The following is a 24226-nucleotide window of genomic DNA, read 5'->3' as shown; positions in this document are numbered from 1 at the left end:
GAATAATCTTGTAATTCCAACAACAAAACCGTTTCAGTGAAGCTCCTTTTTGCCACAGGTTTCACTCGGACTGCCAGAGGTACTGCCATGACCCTACGCATCGCCATCAATGGATTCGGCCGCATCGGGCGCAACGTCCTGCGCGCACTGTATACCCAAGGCTACCGCCAGGACCTGCAGGTCGTCGCCATCAACGACCTGGGCGACAGCGCCATGAATGCCCACCTGCTCAAGTACGACAGCGTACACGGCACCTTCGACGCCACGGTCGAGGCCGGCCACGAAAGCCTGACGGTCAATGGTGACCGTATCGCGGTCAGTGCCATCCGCAATCCGGCCGAGTTGCCCTGGAAGGCCGAAGCGATCGACGTGGTGTTCGAGTGCACCGGGCTGTTCACCGACCGCGCCAAGGCCGCTGCGCACCTTACCGCAGGGGCTGGCAAGGTGATTGTCTCAGCGCCGGCCAAGGGCGCCGATGCCACCGTGGTGTACGGCGTCAACCATGACATCCTGCGGGCCTCGCACCAGGTCATTTCCAACGCCTCCTGTACCACCAACTGCCTGGCGCCGATCGCCCAGGTGCTGCACCGCGAGTTCGGCATCGAACAAGGCCTGATGACCACCATTCACGCCTACACCAACGATCAGGTGCTGACCGACATGTACCACAGCGACCCGTACCGCGCGCGCTCGGCCACCCAGTCGATGATCCCGAGCAAAACCGGCGCCGCCGAAGCCGTAGGACTGGTGCTGCCGGAGCTGGCCGGCAAGCTGACCGGCATGGCGGTGCGGGTGCCGGTGATCAACGTGTCGCTGGTGGACCTCACCGTCAACCTCAAGCGCGAGGCCACGGCCGAGCAGGTCAACCAGTTGTTCCTCGACGCCAGCAAGCATTCCAAGGTATTGGGCTACAACGCCTTGCCGTTGGTTTCCTGCGATTTCAACCACAACCCGCTGTCGTCCATTTTCGATGCCAACCATACCCGGGCCAACGGGCGCATGCTCAAGGTGCTGGCCTGGTATGACAATGAGTGGGGGTTCAGCAATCGGATGCTGGATAACTGTTTGGCGTTGTGCCAGGCCCGCTGAGCCGGGCACAGCATCTTCGGCGCCTATGAGATCGAGCGCCGCCCGCGCGGCGCTCGATCTCAAAAGCACAGGATGTCCGCCGTCATACACACGCCATTCACAATCTTTACCTTTTCTTAACATTCTCACACTTGACCTCCGGCATAGATGATAAGCATTATCATTAACCTTTCGTCGGCCAGGTCCCCCCGTGAGTCAGTCCCGGTTCAACTCCGTCTTCCTCGTCCAGCGCCTTACCCTGCTGCGCACCTTGCAGCGCATGGTCGGTAACCCCAGTACGGCCGAAGACCTGCTGCAGGAAACCTACCTGCGGGTTTCCCGCGCCCTGGGTGAGCGGCCCATCGAGCATATCGAGCCGTTCGTGTTCCAGACCGCGCGCAACCTGGCGCTGGACCATCTGCGCGCACGCCGGGTACAGGCCCGCATGCTGGTCGACGACGTGCCCGACGAGGTCCTGCACAGCGTGGCCGCGCCCGCTACCAGCAGTGAGGATGCCGCACATGCCGAGCAGTTGCTCAAGCACTTGAGCGTCAGCCTCAACCAGCTGAGCGAGCGCCAGCAGCGCATTTTCATCCTCAGCCGCCTGCATGGCGCCACCTACCCGGAAATTGCCGAACAACTGAATGTGTCACCCAGCACGGTCCAGAAGGAGCTGAAACTGATCATGGCAATCTGCATGGGTGTCGCCGACCGCCTCAAGTGAGCCCAGCCCAGCCCGGCGGTTACGCAAAGCCCTTGCCACACCCCGCCTTAGCCTTGATCATTCGCGAAAAACCATTCAAGGACTCACCGTGACTCACAGCCCCGCCCCACGCCCGTCACCTGCCGGGCCCAGCGCCCGTGCTCGTGCCATGGACGAGGCGCTGGACTGGCTGGTGCGCCTGCAATGCGCCAATGCCGAGGACACCCAGGCCTTCGAAGCCTGGCTGAGCGCCGCGCCGGAAAACGCCGAGGCCTATGTCGAGGCAGAGGCACTGTGGAACGGTACGCCATTGCACCAGGTAGCCACGCAACTGCACCAGCAGCAACGCCGTTCGTGGCGCGGGCGCCTGCGCAGCCACTGGAAACCTTTGGCCACCGCCGCAGTGCTGCTGGTCGGGCTGTTCACCGTCGGCAACCTGCCCACCCGCTTGCAGGCCGACCACCTGACTGTGGTAGGCGAGCGCCAGCGCCTGCAACTGGAAGACGGCTCGAAAGTGCTGCTCAACACCAACTCGGCATTTGCCAGCGACCGCCGGGACGGCCACCAGGTCGCCCGACTGCTGCAGGGTGAGGCCTACTTCCAGATACCCGAGGGCGCGCTGCTGCCACTTGAGGTAGAGGCCGGGCCGTTGCGCGCACAGGTACGCGACACCGATTTTGCCGTGCGCTACCTCGATGGCGAGGCCCAGGTGCGGGTGCAACGCGGCGATGTCGACTTGCAGGGCGCACGCGACCAGCGTATCCGTTTGAGTGCCGGTGACAGCATCAGCGTCGGCCCGCAAGGCTTTGGCCAGCGCCAGCGCCCCGACATGCACAAGGACCTGGCCTGGGTCGATGGCCGCCTGGTGTTCGAGAACTGCCCGTTGAGCCAGGTGCTTGCCGAAGTGCGGCGCTACTACCCAGGCTGGATCATCAACCGCAACGCGCAGTTGGAAGACGTTGCCGTTACCGGCAACTACCGGCTCGACCAGCCGCTGGAAACCCTGCGCGCACTGGCCCATATCACCTCGGCACAGCTGCATGAGTATCCCGCCTTGGTCATCCTGAACTGACCGCGAAATTATTTTTACGCGATCGCGCTACCCCGCCCGTCTCGTTATAGCCAATGCAACTGATTCTTGTTTGAAAACGAGAACAGCCATCACCTATAACAGTCCGCGCATCTGGGAGCGCTTCCGATGTCCACTGGTCTTACCCGCTCGTCCACCCTTCCCCGCCGTACAGGGCAACTGTCCCTCTTGACCCTGGCCCTGCTCGCCAGCGGCGCCTGCAGCCTGCCAGCGCTGGCTGCCGAACCGGCCCAGGCCAGCAGCCCGCGCATGGGTGAGTACCGCTTCAGTATCGGCCAGCAGCCGCTCGTGTCAGCGATCAACGCCTTCAGCCAGGTCACCGGCTGGCAGGTCGGTTTCAGCGCCGAACTGGCCGACGGCGTGGCCTCGCCAGGGGTGCAGGGCGCGTTGCCGCCAGAAGCTGCGCTCAAGCGCCTGCTACAGGGTACCGGCCTGGGTTATCGCAAGATCAGCAACGGCAATGTGGTACTCGAACGCCAGGCCAGCAGCAATGTGATCGCCCTGCAGCAGGTGACCGTCAGCGCCACGCGTAGCGCACAGGACGTCAGCCAGGTGCCGAGCACCGTCAGCGTGCAGACCCGCGAACAACTGGACCGGCAGAACGTCAACAACATCCAGGACCTGGTCCGCTACGAGCCAGGCGTGTCTGTGGCTGGTACCGGCCAGCGCAGCGGCCTGAACGGCTACAACATCCGCGGTATCGACGGTGAGCGGATCCTCACCCAGGTTGACGGCGTGTCGATCCCGGACAGTTTCTTTTACGGCCCCTACGCCCAGACTCAGCGCAACTACGTCGACCCGGAAATCGTCAAGCGCGTGGAAATCCTCCGCGGCCCTGCCTCGGTGCTGTACGGCAGCAACGCCATCGGCGGCGCCGTAAGCTACTTCACCCTCGACCCAGACGACATCATCAAGCCTGGCAAGGACGTGGGCGCGCGCCTGAAAACCGGCTACAGCTCGGCTGATGAAAGCTGGTTGACCTCCGCTACCGTTGCCGGCCGCGAGGGCGATTTCGATGGCCTGCTGCACCTGAGCCAGCGCAACGGTCACGAGACCGAAACCCACGGCAGCCACAGCGGTGACGGCCTGTCGCGCACCGAAGCCAACCCGATGGACGTGCGCACCACCAACGTGCTGGCCAAGCTGGGCTGGAACTATGCCGACGACGCGCGCCTGGGCTTCACCTACGAACGCTACAAGGATGACCGCGACCAGAACATCCTCAGCGCGGTGGGCGGGCCGTTCATTCCTGGCTTTGGCGGCATGGGCTACTACAAGGCGCGTAATGGCAACGACACCATCACCCGCGAGCGTTTCGGCATCAATCACGAATTCGGCCTGGACTCGCTGGTCGCCGACCATGTGAAGTGGAGCCTGAACTACCAGATCGCCAAGACCGACCAGCACACCGAGGAAGTCTACGCACCGCCTGGCCGCCAGGTGCTGCGTACCCGCGACACCACCTACAAGGACCGCCAGTGGGTGTTCGACGCTCAGTTGGACAAGGCTTTCAGCATCGGCGCGACCGACCACCTGCTGACTTATGGCACCACGCTCAAACATGAAAAAGTCACCGGTTCGCGCAGCGGCACCGGCACCTGCCTGACCATTGGCTCTGGTTGCACCGCCATCGGCGCCGACCGCCCGGCAGACGGCCAGACACTGGTCAGCGACTTCCCGGACCCGACCGTGAACACCTACAGCCTGTTCGTGCAGGATGAGATCCGCTGGAACAACTGGACCTTCATGCCAGGCGCGCGCTACGACTACACGCGCATGGAACCCAAGTTCACCGACGAATTCCTGCGTGGCCTGGCGTCCACCGGCACGGCGCCTACCTCCCAGGACGATTCGGACAAGAAGTGGCATCGCGTCTCGCCCAAATTCGGCCTGACCTACGCCTTCAACGACAACTACACCTGGTACGGCCAGTATGCCGAAGGCTTCCGCACCCCGACCGCCAAGGCCATGTACGGTCGCTTCGAAAATATCGAGCAAGGCTACCGTGTAGAGGGCAATCCGAACCTTGAACCGGAGAAGAGCAAAAGCTACGAAACCGGCCTGCGTGGCAACTTCGACGCTGGTAACTTCGACGTGGCGGTGTTCTACAACAAGTACCGCGACTTCATCGATGAAGACGCCGTGCAAAGCGCCAACCTGGAACAGACCTTCCAGGCCAACAACATCAAGCACGCCACCATCAAAGGTGCCGAGGTCAAGGGCCGCCTGAACCTCGACCACTTCGGTGCGCCGCAAGGCCTGTATACCCAGGGCTCGATTGCCTACACCTACGGCCGCAACGATGACACCGGAGAGCCGCTGAACAGCGTCAATCCGCTGAAAGGCGTGTTCGGCCTGGGTTACGAGCAGCAGAACTATGGCGGCCTGCTGAGCTGGACGCTGGTCAAGCGCAAGACCCGTGTCGACGACAGCACCTTCTACTCGCCTGACGGCTCGACCTCGAAGTTCCGTACCCCGGGCTACGGCGTGCTGGACCTGACCGGCTATTACAAGGTCACCGACGACGTCACCATCAACGCCGGCCTGTACAACCTCACCGACAAGAAGTACTGGCAGTGGGACTCGGTGCGCAGCTACGACGGCCAGGGTGAAGCGGCTGTGACCCAGCCGGCCAACATCGACCGCCTGACCATGCCAGGGCGCAACTTCGGTATCAATGTGGTGTGGGATATCTGATTCCACTCGCCTGTACCGGCCTCTTCGCGGGCAAGCCCGCTCCCACAGGAATATCACAGGCCCAAGGCCAACGTTGAACCTGTGGGAGCGGGCTTGCCCGCGAAGAGGCCGGTCCTGGCAACACAAATACCGGCTTTTTTTACTGTACCGCCCCCGCTGTTTCGTCTTGTATCTAGACGCCCCTTTTTCCAAGGATTGCCCCCATGACCGAACGCCCAGCCCTGCGCTCCCAGCGCCTGAACCAGATCACCCACGCCCCCCACGCCGAGCTGGATGCCCTGGTCAAGTCCCACGCGCCTTTCGACAGCCGTGAAAGCTTCGCCCGTTTCGTCGTTGCCCAGTACCTGTTCCAGTCCGAGCTACAAGCCCTGTACAACGACCCGCAACTGATCGCCATCGTCCCCGACCTGGCCGAGCGCTGCCGCGCCGACCAGGCCCGCCTGGACCTCGCTGACCTCGACACCGAAGTGCCAGCCGCCGTGCCGGGTGCCGTGGGCAACCCGAGCCTGGGCGAGGCAATGGGCTGGATCTTCGTCTCCGAAGGCTCCAAACTGGGCGCTGCGTTTCTGATCAAGCGTGCCGTGGCCCTGGAACTGTCCGACAGCTTCGGTGCCCGTCACCTGGGCGAGCCTGCCGGTGGCCGTGCCGAGGGCTGGAAGCAGTTCACGCGTATCCTTGATGGCCTGGAATTGTCGGCCGAAGAGGAAGCCGCTGCCGAACGCGGTGCAGTCGCCGCCTTCGAGCGCTTCACCGAGCTGCTCAAGCACGCCTATGCGGCGGATGCCGCGCTGGTCTGATACGCCGTACCCGGCCACCCTACCGGTGGCCGAACCGTTTTATGCAGTGAGACCATGACCCGACCTGCCCGCTCGAAACTCGCCCGCCTGTTGTATGGAATCCTGGCTTATGTGAGCCTGGGGGTAGGCTTGGTCGCCATTGTGATTCCCGGCTTGCCAACCACCGAATTCATCCTGCTGGCGGCCTGGGCGGCGACCCGCAGCTCGCCGCGCCTGTCTGCCTGGCTGGAGAACCACCGGCTGTTCGGGCCAATCCTTTATAACTGGCGCAATGGCAAGGTGATCCAACGCCGGGCCAAGGTAAGCGCGACCATCAGCATGCTGCTGTGCGCAGGCCTGATGCTGACGTTTCTGGAACACCACTGGCCGGTGTTCCTGGCAATCGCCGGCATGACCCTGGGCAACCTGTGGATCTGGTCACGCCCAGAGCACACCTGCCCTGCTCCCTCACAAGCTCAGCAACCCTGAGTACAGGGCGTAGGCTGCCAGCGCGGCCCCTACCAGCACAGCGGCGAAAATCAGCTTTTCCCAGGCAGTGAACAACGCTTGCCCCTGCTCGTGCTTGGCCCTTGCGAACAGGATCACGCCCGGGGCATACAGCAGGGCCGACAGCAGCAGGTACTTCAGCCCACCCGCGTACAGCAGCCACACGGCATACAACAGGGCAACCAGCGCCACCAGCAAGTCCTTGCGGCGCAGGCCCGGCTGCCCGGCGTATGTTTCTGCACGCACCGCCAGCAGCACGGCATAGGCCGCTGACCACAGGTAAGGCACCAGAATCATCGACGAGGCCAGGTAGATGAGGCTGGTGTAGGTACCGGCCGAGAACAGCGTAATCAGCAAGAAGCCCTGGATCATGCAGTTGGTCAGCCACAGCGCATTGGCCGGCACATGGTTGGCGTTTTCCTTGGCCAGAAAGCGCGGCATGGTCTTGTCCCGCGCCGTCGCGTACAGGATCTCGGCACACAGCAGCGCCCATGACAGCAAGGCGCCGAGCAACGACACCGCCAGGCCGAGACTGATCAACAAGGCGCCCCATGGGCCGACGATATGCTCCAGCACCGAGGCCAGTGACGGGTTTTGCAACCCGGCAAGTTCCGGCTGGGTCATCACCCCCAGCGACAGCACGTTGACCAACACCAGCAGCGCCAGCACGCCAACAAACCCGATGACCGTGGCCTTGCCCACGTCCGAGCGGTGCTGGGCGCGCCCGGAATACACGCTGGCACCCTCGATACCGATGAACACGAACACGGTCACCAGCATCATGTTGCGCACCTGCTCCAGCACGCTGCCGAACTGCGGGTTGCTCAGGCCCCAGATGTCACGGGTGAAGATATCGGCGCGGAAGGCGAACGCCGCAATCACCACGAACATCAGCAACGGCACCACCTTGGCCACGGTGGTCACCTGGTTGATGAACGCCGCTTCCTTGATGCCGCGCAGCACCAGGAAGTGCACCGCCCACAACAGCAGCGAGGCACAGCCAATGGCAATCGGGGTGTTGCCTTCGCCGAAGACCGGAAAGTAGAAGCCCAGGGTGCTGAACAGCAGCACGAAGTAACCGACGTTGCCCAGCCAGGCACTGATCCAGTAGCCCCAGGCCGAGGAAAAGCCCATGTAGTCCCCAAAGCCGGCCTTGGCGTAGGCATACACCCCAGAATCCAGCTCCGGCTTGCGATTGGCGAGGGTCTGGAACACGAAGGCCAGCGCCAGCATGCCGACAGCGGTAATGCTCCAGCCGATCAGCACCGCCCCTACATCGGCACGCGCGGCCATATTCTGTGGCAGCGAGAAGATCCCGCCACCAATCATCGAGCCGACCACCAGCGCGATCAGCGCGCCCAGGCGCAGCTTCTGTCCCGGTTCGCTCATGAGCCTCCCTTTTTTCATCCGCTGTCATGCGTTTGAAACGGCCTTGAGGGCCATATAAATGCTGTCACTTATAATGAACCATGGCGTTGAAGCTATAGCACTAATAACCGCTTTGTCTATGCACCCTCTCTGTAAAAACTAGCAGCTGTGCGGCAACTAGAAAAGAAACTGATAAAACTCGAAATTCTTGTGAAAAATTTGCGAAAGCGGCAAAAACGGCTAGCTTCAAGCATCGCAGGCTGAACAGAGCGTTTGCTCTAGAAAGACATGGAGGTGCCAGCGCGCAAGGCCTGCAGCTTAAGCTGTCGGCACTCTCCAGGAGCACCGTGAAGGAAAATTCCCACCTTCACGTCGCCTTAAACTGACACAAGTCAGGTTACGGCAAAGGCGTCAGATTTATTCTTACGTCAACTTTCTCCTGGCAGGAGTTGTTAAATGTCTGATACATCCGGAAAACTAAAGCTCGGCGCGTTAGTTGCACTTGTCGTCGGCTCGATGATTGGTGGCGGGATCTTCTCGCTGCCGCAAAACATGGCCGCCAGCGCTGGGGTTGGTGCTGTGCTGATCGGCTGGGGCATCACGGCTGTCGGCATGCTGACCCTGGCCTTTGTGTTCCAGACCCTGGCCAACCGCAAGCCTGACCTGGATGGCGGGGTGTATGCCTACGCCAAGGCCGGGTTTGGGGACTACATGGGCTTTTCCTCGGCCTGGGGCTACTGGATCAGTGCCTGGCTGGGCAACGTCGGTTACTTCGTGCTGCTGTTCAGCACCCTGGGCTACTTCTTCCCGATCTTCGGTGAAGGCAACACGCCGGCCGCCATCGTTGGCGCGTCGATCCTGTTGTGGGCGGTGCACTTCCTGGTGCTGCGCGGCATCAAGGAAGCGGCATTCATCAACCTGGTCACTACCGTGGCCAAAGTGGTGCCGCTGGTGTTGTTCGCCCTGATCTGCCTGTTCGCCTTCAGGCTCGACATCTTCACCGCCGATATCTGGGCCTTGGGTACGCCAGAGCTGGGCAGTGTGATGAACCAGGTGCGCAACATGATGTTGGTCACCGTGTGGGTGTTCATCGGCATCGAGGGCGCGAGCATCTTCTCGTCACGGGCGGAAAAACGCTCTGACGTGGGCAAGGCCACGGTCATCGGCTTCGTCACCGTGCTGCTGTTCCTGGTGCTGGTCAACGTACTGTCGCTGGGCATCATGACCCAACCGGAACTGGCCAAGCTGCAGAACCCGTCGATGGCGGCCGTGCTGGAACATGTGGTCGGCCACTGGGGCGCGGTGCTGATCAGCGTCGGTCTGATCATCTCGCTGCTGGGGGCCCTGCTGTCGTGGGTGCTGCTGTGCGCCGAGATCATGTTCGCCGCCGCCAAGGACCACACCATGCCCGAGTTCCTGCGCCGCGAAAACGCCAACCAGGTGCCGGCCAACGCCCTGTGGCTGACCAACGCCATGGTGCAGATCTTCCTGATCATCACGCTGTTCTCCAACAGCACCTACCTGTCACTGATCTACCTCGCCACCTCGATGATCCTGGTGCCTTACCTGTGGTCGGCGGCTTACGCCTTCTTGCTGGCACTGCGCAGCGAAACCTACGAACAGGCCCTGGCCGAACGCAAGAAAGACCTGATCATCGGTGGTATCGCTCTGCTGTACGCCATCTGGCTGCTGTACGCCGGCGGCGTGAAATACCTGCTGCTCTCGGCCCTGCTCTACGCACCTGGCGCCATCCTGTTCGCCAAGGCCAAGCGTGAGGTAGGCCAGCCCGTTTTCACCAACGTGGAAAAACTGATCTTCGCAGCCGTGGTCGTCGGCGCCCTGGTGGCAGCCTTTGGCCTGTACGACGGCTTCCTGACCCTTTGACCCACGTCTTCGTTCAATTGGAGGAATGAAACCATGTCCGCTGAAAAACAGAAGTACGGTGTCCACTCCGAAGCCGGCAAACTGCGCAAAGTGATGGTTTGCTCGCCGGGCCTGGCGCACAAGCGCCTGACGCCGAGCAACTGTGACGAACTGCTGTTCGACGATGTAATCTGGGTCGACCAGGCCAAGCGTGACCATTTCGACTTCGTCACCAAGATGCGCGAGCGCGGCGTGGATGTGCTGGAGATGCACAACCTGCTGACCGACATCGTGCAGAACAAAGAGGCCCTGAAGTGGATCCTCGACCGCAAGATCACCCCCGACACCGTGGGTGTGGGCCTGACCAACGAAGTGCGCAGCTGGCTCGAAGGCCTTGAACCGCGCCATCTGGCCGAGTTCCTGATCGGCGGTGTGGCGGGCCAGGACCTGCCACAGAGCGAAGGCGCCGACGTGGTCAAGATGTACAACGACTACCTGGGCCACTCCAGTTTCATCCTGCCGCCGCTGCCCAACACCCAGTTCACCCGCGACACCACCTGCTGGATCTACGGTGGCGTGACGCTGAACCCGATGTACTGGCCGGCGCGACGCCAGGAAACCCTGCTGACCACCGCCATCTACAAATTCCACAAGGAATTCACCGGCGCCGACTTCCAGGTGTGGTACGGCGACCCGGACAAGGACCACGGCAACGCCACCCTCGAAGGCGGTGACGTAATGCCGATCGGCAAGGGCATCGTGCTGATCGGCATGGGCGAGCGCACCTCGCGCCAGGCCATCGGCCAACTGGCGCAGAACCTGTTCGCCAAGGGTGCCGTCAAGGAAGTGATCGTCGCCGGCCTGCCGAAATCCCGCGCCGCCATGCACCTGGATACCGTGTTCAGCTTCTGCGACCGCGACCTGGTCACGGTCTTCCCGGAGGTGGTGAACGAAATCGTGCCGTTCATCATTCGCCCGGACGAAGGCAAGCCCTACGGCATGGACGTACGCCGCATCAACAAGTCGTTCATCGAAGTGGTGGGCGAGCAGTTGGGGGTCAAGCTGCGCGTGGTCGAGACCGGCGGTAACAGCTTCGCCGCCGAGCGCGAACAGTGGGATGACGGCAACAACGTGGTGGCCCTGGAGCCGGGCGTGGTCATCGGCTACGACCGCAACACCTACACCAATACCCTGCTGCGCAAGGCCGGCATCGAGGTCATCACCATCAGCGCCGGCGAACTGGGCCGGGGCCGGGGCGGCGGCCACTGCATGACCTGCCCGATCGTGCGCGACCCAATCGACTACTAACGCCCATTACCCCCGGCCGCCCTCACAAAGCGGCGGCCGGTGCGTTCACCAAACTCAAGGAGAAAAGTCATGGCGTTCAATATTCACAACCGCAACCTGCTCAGCCTGGAACACCACACCACGCGCGAGTTGCGCTACCTGCTGGACCTGTCCCGCGACCTCAAGCGCGCCAAGTACACCGGCACCGAGCAGCAGCACCTGAAGGGCAACAACATCGCCCTGATCTTCGAAAAAACGTCCACCCGTACCCGCTGTGCCTTCGAAGTGGCTGCCTATGACCAGGGCGCCAACGTTACCTACATCGACCCCAACTCCTCGCAGATCGGCCACAAAGAGAGCATGAAGGACACCGCCCGCGTGCTCGGGCGCATGTACGACGCCATCGAGTACCGTGGTTTCAAGCAGGAAATCGTCGAAGAGCTGGCCAAGTTCGCCGGCGTGCCAGTGTTCAACGGCCTGACCGATGAGTACCACCCCACCCAGATGATCGCCGACGTGCTGACCATGCGCGAGAACAGCGACAAGCCGCTGCACGACATCAGCTACGCCTACCTGGGCGACGCCCGCAACAACATGGGTAACTCGCTGCTGCTGATTGGCGCCAAGCTCGGCATGGACGTACGTATTGCCGCGCCCAAGGCGCTGTGGCCGCATGACGACCTGGTCGAGCGCTGCAAGCAATACGCTGAAGAAAGCGGCGCCCGCATCACCCTCACCGAAGACCCGAAAGCAGCGGTCAAGGGTGTGGACTTTGTCCATACCGACGTGTGGGTATCGATGGGCGAGCCGATTGAAGCCTGGGGTGAGCGCATCAAGCAGCTCAAGCCTTACCAGGTGAATGCCGACCTGATGAAGTCCACCGGCAACCCACGGACCAAGTTCATGCACTGCCTGCCGGCGTTCCACAACTCCGATACCAAGGTCGGCAAGCAGATCGCCGAACAGTACCCGGACCTGGCCAACGGCATCGAAGTGACCGACGACGTGTTCGAGTCGCCAGCCTGCATCGCCTTCGAGCAGGCGGAAAACCGCATGCACACCATCAAGGCGATCCTGGTTTCGACCCTGGCTGACCTCTGACGGAGCAGCTCGCCTCCCTTGTGGGGGGGGCGAGCTGTACCCCTCTTCTGCAAATGCAAAGGACATTCCCATGCGTATCGTTGTTGCATTGGGCGGCAACGCCCTGCTGCGTCGCGGCGAGCCCATGACCGCTGAGAACCAGCGCGCCAATATCCGCACCGCCACCGAACAGATCGCCAAGATCCACCCCGGCAACGAGCTGGTCATCGCCCACGGCAACGGCCCACAAGTTGGCCTTCTGTCGCTCCAGGCGCTGTCCTACAAACCCGATGAGGCCTACCCGCTGGACGTGCTGGGTGCCGAAACCGAGGGCATGATCGGCTACATGATCGAACAGGAGTTGGGCAACCTGCTGGCCTTCGAGGTGCCGTTCGCCACCCTGCTGACCCAGGTGGAAGTGGACGCCAACGACCCCGCCTTCAAGGACCCGACCAAGTTCATTGGCCCGGTCTATAGCAAGGAAGAGGCCGAGCGTCTGGCCAAGGAAAAGGGCTGGGTGGTCAAGGCCGATGGCGACAAGTACCGCCGTGTGGTGGCCAGCCCGAAACCCAAGCGCATCTTCGAAATCCGCCCGATCAAGTGGCTGCTGGAAAAGAGCAGCATCGTGATTTGCGCTGGCGGTGGCGGCATCCCCACCATGTACGATGAAAACCGCAAGCTCAAGGGCATCGAGGCGGTCATCGACAAGGACCTGTGCTCGGCACTGCTGGCCGAGCAATTGGAAGCCGACCTTCTGATTATCGCCACTGACGTCGATGCGGCTTACATTGACTGGGGCAAACCCACACAGAAAGCCATTGCCCAGGCCCATCCCGACGAACTTGAACGCCTGGGTTTTGCCGCCGGTTCCATGGGGCCGAAGGTACAGGCCGCCAGTGACTTTGCCCGCAACACCGGCAAAGTGGCGGTGATCAGCTCGCTGGAGAACATCGAGGACATCGTCAAGGGCATCGCCGGCACCCGCGTTTCCACTGAGAAGCCTGGGATCAGCTACCGTTGAATGCAGTCGGCGGGCTTACGGTGCCCGCCATTTTCTACCTTCCAAAGGAGCTAGCCATGGCCCAGTACCACCCCGGTCATGTACATATCGAGCGCACGGCGCTGAACAATGCCGACCACAGCTATGACCTGAACATCGAGTACGAGGCAGTGTCGGACCCCAAGGAAGGCAGAGGTATTCAGTTCCACATGCATGGCAGCATCGAAGGCAAGCCAGTGGAAGAAAAGTTCTTCCTGCCCAAGGACCAGGTCTTGCCCAGCTTCCTCATGCTGCTGACCCGCAAGGCACAGTCGTATCTGGCGCCGCCGAAGAAATTCGAGACCCTGAGCTCGCCACACAAGCTTTATGACTATATGTTCGCGGACATTCGCGAAAAGCTCGATGTGAAATCAGGCGACCCGATCAAGCCTGAACATCTGGAGTGATTTCAAGAACCGGGGCCGCACAGCGGCCCCGGCGATGTTGAGGCATACTACCGCCTTCCCCGGCCACCACCTCCCCCTCCCCATGCGCATCCACGTCAGCTTCATCGACCGCGTCGGCATCACCCAGGAAGTCCTCGCCCTGCTCGGTGCCCGCAACCTCAACCTGGATGCCGTGGAGATGGTCCCGCCGAACGTCTACATCGACGCCCCTACCCTCAGCCCCGCCGTGCTCGAAGAACTGCACGACGCGCTCTTCGAGGTGCATGGCGTGCAATCGGTGGACGTGGTCGACATCCTGCCCGGCCAGCGCCGCCACCTGCAGCTCGATGCCCTGCTGGCCGCCATGAGCGACCCGGTGCTGGCGGTGGACAGCGCAGGGCTGGTGCTGCTGGCCAACCCGGCGCTGATCGAACTGTGCGGCCGCGAATCCGCCGGGCGCTCGGTGGGTGAACTGTTTGGCGACCCGGCGCTGCTGCAAGCCTTGCTGGACAACAACTTCCACCTGCCCATGCGCGAGATGCAACTGAACGGCCAGAGCCTGCTGCTGGATGCCATGCCGATCACCAATGCAGGTGGCCTGCTGACGCTGTACCCACCCTCGCGCATGGGCGAACGCCTGTCGGCCCTGCACCACGATCACGCCGAAGGCTTCGATGCCTTGCTGGGCGAGTCGCCCGCCATCCGCACCCTCAAGGCCCGCGCCCTGCGTGTGGCGGCGCTGGATGCCCCCTTGCTGGTGCATGGCGAAACCGGCACCGGCAAAGAACTGGTGGCCCGCGCCTGCCATGCCATCAGCAGCCGCCACGCGGCACCGTTCCTGGCCCTGAACTGCGCCGCGCTGCCCGAGAGCCTGGCCGAGAGCGAGTTGTTCGGTTACGCCCCTGGCGCGTTTACCGGCGCGCAACGGGGCGGCAAGCCCGGGCTGATGGAGCTGGCCAACCAGGGCACGGTGTTCCTCGACGAAATTGGCGAAATGTCGCCGTATCTGCAAGCCAAGCTGCTGCGTTTTCTCAGCGATGGCAGCTTCCGCCGGGTGGGCGGTGACCGTGAAGTGAAGGTGGATGTGCGCATCATCAGCGCCACCCACCGCGACCTGGAGCGCATGGTCGCCGATGGCAGCTTCCGCGAAGACCTGTTCTACCGCCTGAACGTGCTCAACTTGCAGGTACCGCCACTGCGCGACCGGGGCCAGGATATCCTGATGCTGGCACACTTCTTCATGCAGCAAGCCTGCACGCAGATCCAGCGCCCGCCCTGCCGATTGACTCCAGCCACCCATTCCGCATTGCTGGCCAACCCTTGGCCAGGCAACGTGCGCCAGTTGCAGAACGTGATTTTCCGGGCAGCAGCCATCTGCGAGGACAACCTGGTGGACATCGGCGACCTGGACATCGCCGGCACCTCGGTGGCGCGTGGGCAGGATGGCGAAGTGGCCAGCCTGGAGCAGGCCGTGGCCGACTTCGAGCGTGAGTTGCTGCAGCGTTTGTATGCCAGTTACCCGTCGACGCGGCAGTTGGCCGGGCGCTTGCAAACTTCACATACCGCTATTGCCCAGCGACTGCGTAAATATGGAATACCCGGGAAACCCTGACACCTGTCGTCAAAACTTACGGTTGATTCAGATTTTTCCTAGCCGCTCGACCGCAATTGACTGGAGTGCTCGCCGTAGAATGGTGACATTGTAATTTTGCATGTCACCCTGAGCGAAGAGTACCCTGATGTTTGAACTCGATTTTTACGGGACACTTGTAGCCGCCTCCTTGGTACTGCTACTGGGGCGCGGTCTGGTCGCACGTATTGGCTTCCTGCGCGCTTATAATATCCCGGAGCCGGTTGCAGGCGGCTTGGTCGTTGCCCTGTCACTATTGGCATTGCGCAGTTTCGATGTACAGGTCCAGTTCGATACCTCGTTGCAAACACCGTTGATGCTGGCATTCTTCGCCACCATCGGTTTGAGTGCAGACTTTGCCAGCCTGAAGAAGGGCGGACGCGTGGTTGCAGTGTTCCTGCTGGTGGTGACGGGCTTGCTGCTGGTTCAGAACGCCATGGGTATCGGGCTGGCAACGGCATTGGGGCTCGACCCACTGATGGGCCTGCTGGCCGGCTCGATCACCCTGTCAGGTGGCCACGGCACTGGCGCTGCCTGGAGCGCGACCTTCACTGAAAAGTTTGGGTTGGCTTCGGCCTCGGAACTTGCACTGGCCTCTGCCACGTTCGGCCTGGTGTTGGGCGGCTTGATTGGTGGCCCGGTCGCCCGGTTGCTGATCAAGCGTGTCAAAACCCCAGGTCTGGAAGAAGAAGTGCCGCAGTTACCCAAGGGCTTTGAGCAGCCGGACAAAGAGCGACTGATCACGTCGTTTTCATTTATTGAAACGTTGGCACTTATTGCCGTCAGCTTACTGGCCGGTACGCTACTTAACGGTTTGCTGAAAGGTACGGCATTCGAACTACCGACGTTCGTTTGCGTACTCTTCGTGGGTGTATTGTTGCGCAACGGCCTTTCGGCGTTCGGCTTTTATCATGTATTCGAACGGGAAGTCTCGGTACTGGGCAACGTCAGTTTGTCGCTGTTCCTGGCCATTGCCTTGATGTCACTCAAACTGTGGGACCTGGCAGCACTGGCTTTACCGTTCTTTGTACTGCTGGCCGCACAAACAATGGTCATGGCACTGTTTGCGATCTTCGTGACGTTCCGGGTCATGGGCCGCAACTATGATGCCGCGGTGCTAGCTGCCGGGCACTGTGGTTTCGGCCTGGGCGCAACGCCCACTGCGATTGCCAACATGCAAGCGGTGACCCAGCGCTATGGTGCCTCGCACATTGCCTTTCTGGTGGTGCCGATGGTGGGGGCCTTCTTCATCGACATCATCAACGTGATCGTGATCAAGCTGTACCTGGCCTTGCCGTTGTTTATCACCGGCTAAACCCACCGGCCAGTCCCGGGCATGGCTAGCCCAGGACTGGCGCACACCTGGGTTCAGGGACGAACCGCTGTCACTTCGATCTCGACGCGCCAGGCAGGGTCGGCCAAGCCGGCAATCTGGAACGCCGAGCGTGCAGGAAGGACCGGCTGCTTGGCGGCTGGCCCGAAGAATTGGGTATAGCCGGCCATGAAACCGTCGAAGTCCATTTTCCCGCCGTTCTCCGGCCCGCCCACCAGGAACACTTGCATCTTCACCACGTCGGCAAGACCAAGGCCCAGTTCTTTCAACTGCTGCTGGATGTTTCCAAGCACACTGATGGTTTGTGCCTTGGTATCACCGTAGGCTTCCAGCGAGTCCTTGGGTGCGTCAGGGTGGATAACCGACGGGACAGAACCACTCAGGTAGACGACCGTCCTCCCGGCGGGCACCTCTACAGCCGCTGAGATAGGGAAACTACCTGCGCCATGGCGCACGATTTCTTGTGCATGGACGCTCCCGGCACCCGCGAGTGCCACGGCCATTGCTGCGGTCGTGAAAGCCACTTTCATACTGTTCTCCTGGTGATTGCCAAAAATGTGCACGCATCGACGATGCGCGCACGGGTCATTCCATTGCGCCTGGTGTGCTTAGAACCGATACAGGCTGAAGGGTTTGGGGTCCAGCACCGGCGCCTTTCCAAGCAGCAAGTCCGCCGACAGTTCGGACGACACCGGGCTTTCCGTCATCCCCCAACCGGTTGCAGTGTTGAGGACCAGACCCGGGTACTCATTGACCTGCGAAATGATGGGGTTTTCGTCGGGTGCGATAGCCATGGCACCGCTCCACTGATCGATCAGCTTCGCATCGCTGAACGCGGGGAACTCGACCTTGAGTTTTTCCAGTGAGGCATTCAGTTCTGGCAGGTCCGGGGCTGCGGTCATCAGCCGGTTTTTCTCGAAAGGCGAAACCTCGTCCAGCTTCCAGTGGGTTGGCTGAATGAACGAATCGATCAGTTGCTTGTTGAGTGAGATGTGTACCGGGAAGTCGGGGATGGCCAGCAGTGGCAGGTATTTATAGCCATACATGAACGATTCTTTGACCACCGGCGCAACGACGACGCGTGGCGAGGTGGCATATGTACCGTCAGCCTGCTCGCGGAAGTAGATGTTGCCTGGCAATGCAACGTTGCCCCCAGGTGCACGGGGTGCCGCGCTGATGATTTGCTGGGACTGGTAGGCGGGCAAGGTGGGCACATCGACGCCCAGGTTCTGCATGAACAACCGGGACCATGCGCCGCCCGCCACGATCACGCGAGAGGCCCTGATGGCGCCCTTTTCCGTCACCACATCGGAGATGGCACCTGCCTGGGTTTCCAGGCCCCGGGCGGCGCAGTGGGTGTAGATCCGCACCCCCACTTTCTTGGCATACTCTGCCATGACAAACGAGGCGCGCTCGGCATCCAGGCTACCCGAGTCTTCCTCGAAACCTGCAACCGTCCAGCGCGATGACGCACCACGCAGGCGCTGTTCGAGTTCACTGCCTTGAATGATTCGCGTCTTGAAAGGAATGTCTGCGCCCACTTCGCGTGTTTTGACATCGATCCACTTTCTGACGCCGTCCAGGTCTTCTTCATCGAAAGGCACTTCGACCCGACCTTGTGTGCGATAACTTGTGTCCGCCCCCACTTTGGCATTCATCTCGCGCCAACGTTGCTTGGCAAGATGGTGCAACTGGAAGGTCGCATCAGGCATCTTGTAGGTCATGACCTGACCATAGAACCTGCACGACTGTTCGCCGGCAATCTCTCCCTTCTCAACGACAACGACCGAGAGGCCACGCTCGACCAGATTGATTGCAGTCATGAGCCCCAGAATACCAGCGCCAACAACGACGACGTCTGCCTGTTTGGGAAGCACCCCTTCGGTGCCTTCTACATAACCGAACCGGGGTTTGCCGGGAATTAATCGGCCTTCCCGGGTCAACAAGGGGGTCAGAATCCCTGCGCCACCTGCGATAGCCACGACGCCGCCGCCAATCAAAAATTTACGCCTTGTCATTCCCATGACACTTTCCTTTCCTGAAATTCGGTGCTGGTTGCATGAGCCCAAGCAGCGAGACACACGCTTGGCCGACAGCCGAATTACCAACTTTGTGGCGATTGCGTCAGGCTGACGACTCCAACTAAAGGTGGCCATTCTGGTGACGCGCAACTGGCGAGAAAATCGTTGGAGGCAAATACTTAGTTCAGCCATTTGAAAACTATCCTGCAGGTGACACAAATAGTTGATATGGCGACACGGCATATTCGTAAGAGGAAAGTTTGCAACGTCTTGCAAGTATCGAACTTGCTTAAGTCATTCCAGCTTGCCGGCAACAGCGCCGCTCTCCACGACTCCGTATCGATTTCACTACGCCGTAACGAAATCAGTACACATCCGTTCGAGTGCTATTGCGCAAGGGTTTGATCCCCAAACCCTTTTTCACCCCCACATCCTCTGTATCGTTTTCGTTCCACTGAAGCGCTTCGCCAATCTTTAAAAATAATTAACATATTGTTTTTAAAGGATTTTTTACGATTGGCCGCATTATTGCTAAGGGAAAGCCAACCCAAGAGCGCGGAGCCACCGCGCCCAACGCCCTGCTTCCCGAGGATTCCCCATGAGCGAGTTGCGTTTCACTGAAGATCACGAATGGCTACGTGTCGAAGCCGATGGCAGCGTTACCGTGGGCATCACCGCCTACGCCCAGAACGCCCTTGGCGATGTGGTTTTCGTGCAACTGCCAGAGTTGCAGCAGTATGAGAAAGGCAGCGAAGCGTCCACCGTCGAGTCGGTCAAGGCTGCCAGCGGCGTGTACATGCCCCTGACTGGCGACGTGGTCGAGGTCAACGGCCAGCTCGAAAGCAGCCCGGAACTGGTCAACGAAGACCCGATGGGCGAAGGCTGGTTCTTCCGCTTCAACCCGGCCGACATGAGCGAAGTCACCGCCCTGCTCGACCAGGACGCCTACGACCGCCTGATCAAAGCCAACGACGACGCCTGAGGAAGCCCGCCATGACCATCAACCTCGGCACCGCCAACGAATTCATCGCCCGCCACATCGGCCCGCGCACCGCTGACGAGCAGGCCATGCTCGCCGCCCTGGGCTTCGACTCGCTGGAAGCCATGACCGCTGCGGTCATCCCCGACAGCATCAAGGGCACCAGCGTGCTCGGTTCGCACGACGGCCAGAGCGAAGCCGATGCACTGGCCGCACTCAAGGCCATCGCCGGCAAGAACCAACTGTTCAAGAGCTACATCGGCCAGGGCTACTACAACACCCACACCCCGGCACCGATCCTGCGCAACCTGCTGGAAAACCCGGCCTGGTACACCGCTTACACCCCGTACCAGCCAGAGATTTCCCAAGGCCGCCTGGAAGCGCTGCTGAACTTCCAGACCCTGATCAGCGACCTCACCGGCCTGCCGATCGCCAACGCCTCCCTGCTTGACGAAGCCACTGCGGCGGCCGAGGCCATGACCTTCTGCAAGCGCCTGTCGAAGAACAAAGCCAGCCACGCCTTCTTCGCCTCGGTCCACTGTCACCCGCAAACCCTCGACGTACTGCGCACCCGTGCCGAGCCACTGGGTATCGAGGTGGTAGTTGGCGACGAGCGCGAGCTGGGCGATGTCAGCGCCTTCTTCGGCGCCCTGCTGCAATACCCGGCCAGCAACGGTGAAGTGTTCGACTACCGTGAAGTGGTGCAGCGCTTCCACGCCGCCAACGCCCTGGTCGCCGTCGCGGCCGACCTGCTGGCCCTGACCCTGCTGACCCCACCCGGCGAGTTCGACGCCGACGTGGCCATCGGCAGCGCCCAGCGCTTCGGCGTGCCACTGGGCTTCGGTGGCCCGCACGCGGCCTACTTCGCCACCCGTGACGCGTTCAAGCGCGACATGCCGGGCCGCTTGGTCGGCGTATCGATCGACCGTTTCGGCAAGACCGCTTTGCGCCTGGCCATGCAAACCCGCGAGCAGCATATCCGCCGCGAGAAGGCCACCAGCAACATCTGCACTGCCCAGGTGCTGCTGGCCAACATCGCCAGCATGTTCGCCGTGTACCACGGCCCGGCCGGCCTCAAGCGCATTGCCGAGCGCACCCATGCCCTGACCGCGATCCTGGCCGCCGGTCTGAAAGCACTGGGCCTACAGGTAGTGGGCGCCAGCGCCTTCGACACCCTGACCTTGGCCACCGGCACTGCTACCGCCAGCCTGCATGACAAGGCACGCATCCAAGGCATCAACCTGCGCCAGGTCGATGCCACCCACCTGGGCCTGTCGCTGGATGAAACCAGCAGCCAGGCTGACGTCGAGTCGCTGTGGCAATTGTTCGCTGGCGACCAGGCCCAACCAGACTTCGCCGCGCTGGCCGCCAGCACCGGTTCTCTGCTGCCTGCCGCCCTGCTGCGCCAGTCGGCCATCCTCGAACACCCAGTGTTCAACCGCTACCACAGCGAAACCGAGCTGATGCGCTACCTGCGCCGCCTGGCCGACAAGGACCTGGCGCTGGACCGCAGCATGATCCCGCTGGGCTCGTGCACCATGAAGCTGAACGCCGCCAGCGAGATGATCCCGGTTACCTGGGCCGAGTTCGGCAACCTGCACCCGTTCGCCCCGGCCGAACAGAGCCAAGGCTACCAGCAGATGACCACCGAGCTGGAAGCCATGCTGTGCGCAGCCACTGGCTATGACGCCGTGTCGCTGCAGCCCAACGCTGGCTCCCAAGGCGAGTACGCAGGCCTGCTGGCCATCCGCGCCTACCACCGCAGCCGTGGCGAAAGCCACCGCGACATCTGCCTGATCCCGTCGTCGGCCCACGGTACCAACCCGGCCACCGCACACATGGCTGGCATGCGCGTAGTCGTCACCGCTTGTGACGCCCGCGGTAACGTCGATGTCGAGGACCTGCGCGCCAAAGCCATCGAGCACCGCGAGCGCCTGGCCGCGATCATGATCACCTACCCGTCGACCCACGGTGTGTTCGAAGAAGCGATCGGCGAAATCTGCGCGATCATCCACGACAACGGTGGCCAGGTGTACATCGACGGCGCCAACATGAACGCCATGGTCGGCCTGTGCGCCCCGGGCAAGTTCGGCGGCGACGTGTCCCACCTGAACCTGCACAAGACCTTCTGCATCCCGCACGGGGGCGGCGGCCCGGGCGTCGGCCCGATTGGCGTCAAGTCGCACCTGGCGCCGTTCCTGCCTGGCCACGCGCAGCTGGAAAACACCAAGGGTGCGGTGTGCGCCGCGCCGTTCGGCAGCGCCAGCATCCTGCCGATCACCTGGATGTACATTCGCATGATGGGCGGTGCCGGCCTCAAGCGTGCCTCGCAGATGGCGATCCTCAACGCCAACTACATCGCCCGTCGCCTGGAAGAGCACTATCCTGTTCTGTATACAGGTGGCAACGGCCTGGTGGCCCACGAATGCATCCTCGACCTGCGCCCGCTGAAGGACACCAGCGGCATCAGCGTCGACGACGTGGCCAAGCGCCTGATCGACTTCGGCTTCCACGCCCCGACCATGTCCTTCCCGGTGGCCGGCACGCTGATGATCGAACCGACCGAAAGCGAGTCCAAGGAAGAGCTGGACCGCTTCTGCAACGCGATGATCCAGATCCGCGAAGAAATTCGCGCGGTCGAGAACGGTAGCCTGGACAAGGACGACAACCCGCTGAAAAACGCCCCGCACACGGCGGCCGAGCTGGTTGGCGAGTGGGCCCACGGTTACAGCCGCGAACAGGCGGTGTACCCGCTGCCAAGCCTGGTGGAAGGCAAGTACTGGCCACCGGTCGGTCGGGTCGACAACGTGTTCGGCGACCGCAACCTGGTGTGCGCTTGCCCATCGATCGAGAGCTATCAGGACGCCTGATCCGGCTCACTGGCCTCATCGCCGGCAAGCCAGCTCCCACAGGCTTCCCACTGCTCCCAAGGCTTGTGCAGTACCTGTGGGAGCTGGCTTGCCGGCGATCGAGTGCGCAGCACTCGCCTTTACCCTCTGGAGGGAACGAGCAATGTCTTTGAGCGTCTTTGACCTGTTCAAGATCGGCATCGGCCCCTCCAGCTCACACACTGTAGGCCCGATGCGCGCCGCCGCGCGGTTCGCCGAGGGGCTGCGCCGTGATGGCCTGCTGACCCGCACCACCAGCATCAAGGCCGAGTTGTATGGCTCGCTGGGCGCTACCGGCAAGGGCCACGGCAGTGACAAGGCCGTGCTACTGGGCCTTGAAGGTGAACACCCCGACACGGTCGACACCGACATCATCCCCGCCCGCCTGCAGGCCATCCGCGACAGCGGCCACATCAACCTGCTGGGCGAGCGCAGCATCGCGTTCATCGAAAAGCAGCACCTGGCGATGATCCGCAAGCCACTCGACTACCACCCCAACGGCATGATCTTCCGCGCGTTCGACGATGCCGGCCTGCAGATCCGCAGCCGCGAGTACTACTCGGTGGGCGGCGGTTTCGTGGTGGACGAAGACGCCGCCGGCCACGACCGCATCGTCGAGGACAGCACCGTGCTGCCCTACCCGTTCAAGACCGCCAAGGAACTGCTCGGCCACTGCACCACGCAAAACCTGTCGATCAGCCAGGTGATGCTGGCAAACGAGGCCGCCTGGCGCCCGGAGGCAGAAACCCGCGCCGGGCTGCTGCGCATCTGGCAGGTGATGCAGGATTGCGTCGAAGCCGGCTGCCAGCATGAAGGCATATTGCCGGGCGGGCTGAAGGTCAAGCGCAGGGCTCCGGCCCTGTACCGTCAGCTGAGTAGCCACCCGGAGGCAAGCTTGCGCGATGCCCTTTCGGTACTCGACTGGGTCAACCTCTACGCCCTGGCAGTGAACGAGGAAAACGCCAACGGTGGGCGTGTGGTTACCGCACCCACCAACGGTGCGGCAGGCATCGTCCCTGCGGTGCTGCACTACTACATGCGCTTCGTACCGGGTGCCAGCGAGGACGGGGTGGTGCGTTTTCTGCTCACGGCTGCGGCCATCGGCATCCTCTACAAGGAAAACGCCTCCATCTCCGGCGCCGAAGTGGGCTGCCAGGGCGAAGTCGGCGTGGCCTGCTCGATGGCTGCCGGGGCACTGTGCGAAGTCATGGGCGGTAGCGTGCAACAGGTGGAAAACGCCGCCGAAATCGGTATGGAACACAACCTGGGCCTCACCTGTGACCCGATCGGCGGGCTGGTCCAGGTGCCGTGCATCGAGCGCAATGCCATGGGTTCGGTGAAAGCGATCAACGCGGTGCGAATGGCGTTGCGGGGCGACGGGCAGCACTACGTGTCGCTCGACAAGGTCATCCGCACCATGCGCCAGACCGGCGCCGACATGAAAAGCAAATACAAAGAGACCGCCCGTGGCGGCCTGGCTGTCAACATCATCGAATGTTGACCCGACAACA

At 62.0% G+C, this 24226-nt stretch carries 19 protein-coding genes; 16 read left to right on the top strand and 3 right to left on the bottom strand.

Annotation, left to right across the window (positions count from 1 at the left end; translation table 11 throughout):
- Nucleotides 1-87: 87 nt before the first annotated feature.
- From gap to QQL85_RS01975, 6 genes are all read left to right on the top strand, one after another.
- Nucleotides 88-1089, top strand: a complete 1002-nt coding sequence (gene gap, locus QQL85_RS02000) for a type I glyceraldehyde-3-phosphate dehydrogenase (protein WP_284354962.1) — start codon at nucleotides 88-90, stop codon at nucleotides 1087-1089.
- A gap of 190 nt (nucleotides 1090-1279) precedes the next feature.
- A complete protein-coding gene (locus tag QQL85_RS01995; RefSeq protein WP_284354961.1) occupies nucleotides 1280-1792 on the top strand; it encodes an RNA polymerase sigma factor in 513 nt (170 codons plus the stop codon).
- A gap of 88 nt (nucleotides 1793-1880) precedes the next feature.
- A complete protein-coding gene (locus QQL85_RS01990; protein ID WP_284354960.1) occupies nucleotides 1881-2843 on the top strand; it encodes a FecR family protein in 963 nt (320 codons plus the stop codon).
- Nucleotides 2844-2969: 126 nt separating this feature from the next.
- Entirely contained in the window at nucleotides 2970-5558 is a 2589-nt protein-coding gene (locus QQL85_RS01985; protein WP_284354959.1) for a TonB-dependent receptor, read from the top strand.
- A 203-nt stretch (nucleotides 5559-5761) separates the two neighbouring features.
- The gene (locus QQL85_RS01980; RefSeq protein ID WP_264316854.1) at nucleotides 5762-6355 is read left to right on the top strand and encodes a biliverdin-producing heme oxygenase; all 594 of its coding nucleotides are present in this window, start codon (nucleotides 5762-5764) and stop codon (nucleotides 6353-6355) included.
- A 54-nt stretch (nucleotides 6356-6409) separates the two neighbouring features.
- Nucleotides 6410-6823, top strand: coding sequence for a YbaN family protein (locus tag QQL85_RS01975; protein ID WP_284354958.1), 414 nt, complete (start codon nucleotides 6410-6412; stop codon nucleotides 6821-6823).
- Here the strand turns inward: QQL85_RS01975 and arcD (QQL85_RS01970) are convergent.
- Nucleotides 6803-8230, bottom strand: coding sequence for an arginine-ornithine antiporter (arcD, locus tag QQL85_RS01970; RefSeq protein WP_284354957.1), 1428 nt, complete (start codon nucleotides 8228-8230; stop codon nucleotides 6803-6805). The two genes, QQL85_RS01975 and arcD (QQL85_RS01970), sit on opposite strands and share 21 nt — an antisense overlap.
- A gap of 435 nt (nucleotides 8231-8665) precedes the next feature.
- Between arcD (QQL85_RS01970) and arcD (QQL85_RS01965) the strand changes: the two genes are divergently transcribed.
- The 7 genes from arcD (QQL85_RS01965) to gltS all read left to right on the top strand — a co-directional run bounded on the left by arcD (QQL85_RS01965) (nucleotide 8666) and on the right by gltS (nucleotide 16809).
- Nucleotides 8666-10093, top strand: a complete 1428-nt coding sequence (gene arcD / locus QQL85_RS01965) for an arginine-ornithine antiporter (protein WP_284354956.1) — start codon at nucleotides 8666-8668, stop codon at nucleotides 10091-10093.
- A gap of 33 nt (nucleotides 10094-10126) precedes the next feature.
- A complete protein-coding gene (arcA, locus tag QQL85_RS01960; RefSeq protein ID WP_284354955.1) occupies nucleotides 10127-11380 on the top strand; it encodes an arginine deiminase in 1254 nt (417 codons plus the stop codon).
- A 69-nt stretch (nucleotides 11381-11449) separates the two neighbouring features.
- Nucleotides 11450-12460: an ornithine carbamoyltransferase gene (locus tag QQL85_RS01955; RefSeq protein WP_284354954.1), complete on the top strand. Its 1011-nt coding sequence runs from the start codon at nucleotides 11450-11452 to the stop codon at nucleotides 12458-12460.
- Nucleotides 12461-12530: 70 nt separating this feature from the next.
- A complete protein-coding gene (gene arcC / locus QQL85_RS01950) occupies nucleotides 12531-13460 on the top strand; it encodes a carbamate kinase (RefSeq protein ID WP_284354953.1) in 930 nt (309 codons plus the stop codon).
- Nucleotides 13461-13516: 56 nt separating this feature from the next.
- Nucleotides 13517-13885, top strand: a complete 369-nt coding sequence (locus QQL85_RS01945) for a DUF5064 family protein (RefSeq protein WP_284354952.1) — start codon at nucleotides 13517-13519, stop codon at nucleotides 13883-13885.
- A gap of 82 nt (nucleotides 13886-13967) precedes the next feature.
- Complete coding sequence (locus tag QQL85_RS01940; RefSeq protein ID WP_284354951.1) at nucleotides 13968-15476, top strand: sigma-54-dependent transcriptional regulator; 1509 nt, start codon at nucleotides 13968-13970, stop codon at nucleotides 15474-15476.
- A gap of 127 nt (nucleotides 15477-15603) precedes the next feature.
- The gene (gene gltS, locus QQL85_RS01935; RefSeq protein ID WP_284354950.1) at nucleotides 15604-16809 is read left to right on the top strand and encodes a sodium/glutamate symporter; all 1206 of its coding nucleotides are present in this window, start codon (nucleotides 15604-15606) and stop codon (nucleotides 16807-16809) included.
- Nucleotides 16810-16862: 53 nt separating this feature from the next.
- Here gltS and QQL85_RS01930 read toward each other — a convergent pair whose 3' ends face one another.
- Entirely contained in the window at nucleotides 16863-17357 is a 495-nt protein-coding gene (locus tag QQL85_RS01930) for a RidA family protein (protein ID WP_284354949.1), read from the bottom strand.
- A 78-nt stretch (nucleotides 17358-17435) separates the two neighbouring features.
- Entirely contained in the window at nucleotides 17436-18851 is a 1416-nt protein-coding gene (locus QQL85_RS01925; protein ID WP_284354948.1) for an NAD(P)/FAD-dependent oxidoreductase, read from the bottom strand.
- A gap of 595 nt (nucleotides 18852-19446) precedes the next feature.
- On the opposite strand from QQL85_RS01925, the gene gcvH reads away from it, so the two are divergent.
- From gcvH to QQL85_RS01910, 3 genes are all read left to right on the top strand, one after another.
- Nucleotides 19447-19830, top strand: coding sequence for a glycine cleavage system protein GcvH (gcvH, locus tag QQL85_RS01920; protein ID WP_284354947.1), 384 nt, complete (start codon nucleotides 19447-19449; stop codon nucleotides 19828-19830).
- An 11-nt stretch (nucleotides 19831-19841) separates the two neighbouring features.
- Nucleotides 19842-22697 (top strand): aminomethyl-transferring glycine dehydrogenase, encoded by a 2856-nt coding sequence (gene gcvP, locus QQL85_RS01915; RefSeq protein WP_284354946.1) that lies wholly within the window; start codon nucleotides 19842-19844, stop codon nucleotides 22695-22697.
- Nucleotides 22698-22839: 142 nt separating this feature from the next.
- Nucleotides 22840-24216 carry an L-serine ammonia-lyase gene (locus QQL85_RS01910; RefSeq protein WP_284354945.1) on the top strand — a complete coding sequence of 459 codons (1377 nt, stop codon included), beginning with the start codon at nucleotides 22840-22842 and terminating at the stop codon, nucleotides 24214-24216.
- Nucleotides 24217-24226: the final 10 nt, after the last annotated feature.

Origin of the sequence: Pseudomonas putida (assembly GCF_030159595.1) — a bacterium.
Taxonomy (GTDB): Bacteria; Pseudomonadota; Gammaproteobacteria; order Pseudomonadales; family Pseudomonadaceae; genus Aquipseudomonas; species Aquipseudomonas putida_AC.
Note: the sequence above shows the minus strand (reverse complement) of the source record. Positions and strands in the feature narration are given on the sequence as shown.

Coding starts and splice junctions, on each gene's coding strand:
- gap (WP_284354962.1), top strand. CDS start 88: ATGACCCTACGCATCGCCATCAATGGATTCGGCCGCATCGGGCGCAAC.
- QQL85_RS01985 (WP_284354959.1), top strand. CDS start 2,970: ATGTCCACTGGTCTTACCCGCTCGTCCACCCTTCCCCGCCGTACAGGG.
- QQL85_RS01980 (WP_264316854.1), top strand. CDS start 5,762: ATGACCGAACGCCCAGCCCTGCGCTCCCAGCGCCTGAACCAGATCACC.
- QQL85_RS01975 (WP_284354958.1), top strand. CDS start 6,410: ATGACCCGACCTGCCCGCTCGAAACTCGCCCGCCTGTTGTATGGAATC.
- arcD (WP_284354957.1), bottom strand. CDS start 8,230: ATGAGCGAACCGGGACAGAAGCTGCGCCTGGGCGCGCTGATCGCGCTG.
- arcD (WP_284354956.1), top strand. CDS start 8,666: ATGTCTGATACATCCGGAAAACTAAAGCTCGGCGCGTTAGTTGCACTT.
- arcA (WP_284354955.1), top strand. CDS start 10,127: ATGTCCGCTGAAAAACAGAAGTACGGTGTCCACTCCGAAGCCGGCAAA.
- QQL85_RS01955 (WP_284354954.1), top strand. CDS start 11,450: ATGGCGTTCAATATTCACAACCGCAACCTGCTCAGCCTGGAACACCAC.
- arcC (WP_284354953.1), top strand. CDS start 12,531: ATGCGTATCGTTGTTGCATTGGGCGGCAACGCCCTGCTGCGTCGCGGC.
- QQL85_RS01945 (WP_284354952.1), top strand. CDS start 13,517: ATGGCCCAGTACCACCCCGGTCATGTACATATCGAGCGCACGGCGCTG.
- QQL85_RS01940 (WP_284354951.1), top strand. CDS start 13,968: ATGCGCATCCACGTCAGCTTCATCGACCGCGTCGGCATCACCCAGGAA.
- gltS (WP_284354950.1), top strand. CDS start 15,604: ATGTTTGAACTCGATTTTTACGGGACACTTGTAGCCGCCTCCTTGGTA.
- QQL85_RS01930 (WP_284354949.1), bottom strand. CDS start 17,357: ATGAAAGTGGCTTTCACGACCGCAGCAATGGCCGTGGCACTCGCGGGT.
- QQL85_RS01925 (WP_284354948.1), bottom strand. CDS start 18,851: ATGGGAATGACAAGGCGTAAATTTTTGATTGGCGGCGGCGTCGTGGCT.
- gcvH (WP_284354947.1), top strand. CDS start 19,447: ATGAGCGAGTTGCGTTTCACTGAAGATCACGAATGGCTACGTGTCGAA.
- gcvP (WP_284354946.1), top strand. CDS start 19,842: ATGACCATCAACCTCGGCACCGCCAACGAATTCATCGCCCGCCACATC.
- QQL85_RS01910 (WP_284354945.1), top strand. CDS start 22,840: ATGTCTTTGAGCGTCTTTGACCTGTTCAAGATCGGCATCGGCCCCTCC.